Source organism: Rhodoferax lacus, assembly GCF_003415675.1.
GTDB classification, from domain to species: Bacteria; Pseudomonadota; Gammaproteobacteria; order Burkholderiales; family Burkholderiaceae_C; genus Allorhodoferax; species Allorhodoferax lacus.
The window spans coordinates 1-1,877 of record NZ_QFZK01000049.1; the positions used below are offsets into that span (position 1 = coordinate 1).

At 63.9% G+C, this 1,877-nt stretch carries 1 protein-coding gene; it reads right to left on the reverse strand.

Features of this window, described 5'->3' with window-relative positions:
• Positions 1–1,877: pyruvate carboxylase subunit B (locus DIC66_RS22680; RefSeq protein WP_117180452.1), on the reverse strand; the 1,877-nt coding region annotated here is incomplete at both ends.

Sequence of the window (1,877 nt, forward strand, 5' to 3'; positions counted from 1 at the left end):
GCATCACGGTCGGCGCTCAGCATGGTCTCCATCTTCATGGCCTCTAACGACAGCAGCGGGTCGCCCTTCTTCACCAATTGCCCCACCTTCACCGCCACCGTGACCACCATGCCGGGCATGGGTGCGGCCACATGGTGGGGGTTGCCGTCTTCGGCCTTTGCTTTGGCGGTGGCACCGGCCACACCGGCCTTGGGCACACGCACCGTGCGCGGCTGGCCGTTGAGCTCGAAGAAGACCTTGATCTTGCCCTCTTCGTCCACCGCGTCCGAGCGGCCGGTCTGGCGCACCACCAGGGTCTTGCCCTTGTCGATATCGATGGAGACTTCTTCGCGGTCCAGCAGGCCGTAGAAGAACGGTGACGTGGGCAACAAGGACACATCGCTGAACTCGCGGCGGTGCGCGGCATAGTCCTTGAACACCTTGGGGTACATCAGATAAGAAGCCAGATCGGTGTCACTCACTTTGCGGCCCACAGCGGCCTCGGCCTCTATGCGTTTGGCCTCCAGGTCCACCGGCGGCAGGTGGTCACCGGCGCGGCCCTGCATGGGGGCCTCGCCCTTGAGCACCTTGTGTTCCAGCGCCTTGGGGAAGCCATCGGGTGGGAAGCCCAGCTCGCCCTTGAAGAGGGAAATGACAGAGTCGGGGAAAGCGATATCGCGCTCCGGGTTGCTCACGTCAGTGGGCTTCAAATCGTTAGCCACCATGAACAGCGCCATGTCACCCACCACCTTGGAGGTGGGCGTGACCTTGACGATGTCGCCAAACAGCACGTTCACATCGGCATAGGCTTTGGAGACCTCGGGCCAGCGGTGCGCCAGGCCCATGGCGCGGGCCTGTTCGCGCAGGTTGGTGTACTGGCCGCCGGGCATTTCGTGGTTGTAGACGTCCGAGGTGCCGGCACGCATGTCGGCCTCAAACGGCACATAGGCGCGGCGCACGCCTTCCCAGTAATGGGACAGCGCCTGCATGGCAGAGAGGTCCATACCGGGGTCGCGCGCAGAGCCTGAAAGCGCAGCGGCAATCGAGCCCAGATTCGGTTGCGAGGTCAGGCCACTCATGGCGTCCAGCGCGCCATCCACCGCATCGCAACCGGCTTCGATCGCGGCCAGCACGCTGGCAGCCGAGATGCCGCTGGTGTCGTGCGTATGGAAGTGAATCGGCAAACCCACTTCCTGTTTCAGCACCCGCACCAACTCGGCGGCTGCGCGCGGCTTGCAGACACCGGCCATGTCCTTGATACCCAGGATGTGGGCACCGGCTTTTTCCAACTGCTTGGCCAGACCCACGTAGTACTTCAGGTCGTACTTGCTGCGCTTGCCATCGAACAGGTCGCCGGTGTAGCACAGCGCGCCTTCGCAGAGCGCGCCACTCTCCAGCACCGCATCCATGGCCACGCGCATGTTGTCCACCCAGTTGAGCGAGTCGAACACGCGGAACACATCCACGCCGTTCTGGGCGGCCTGCTGCACAAAGTAGCGCACCACGTTGTCGGAGTAGTTGGTGTAGCCCACCGCGTTGGAGGCGCGCAGCAGCATCTGGAACAGGATGTTGGGCGTGGCCGCACGCAGCCGGGCCAGGCGCTCCCACGGGTCTTCTTTCAGAAAGCGCAGGGCCACGTCGAAGGTGGCACCGCCCCAACATTCCATGCTGAAGAGCTGGGGCAGCATGCGTGCGTAGTGCGGCGCGATCTGCTCCATGTCATGGCTGCGCATGCGCGTGGCAAACAGCGACTGGTGGGCGTCGCGCATGGTGGTGTCGGTGAGCAGCACCTGGGGCTGGTCCTTCATCCACTGGGCAAAGCCTTTGGCGCCCAACTCCTTGAACGTGTCGCGCGAGCCTTTGGGGATGGGCGCGGTCAAGTCGCAGGTGGGCTTGAT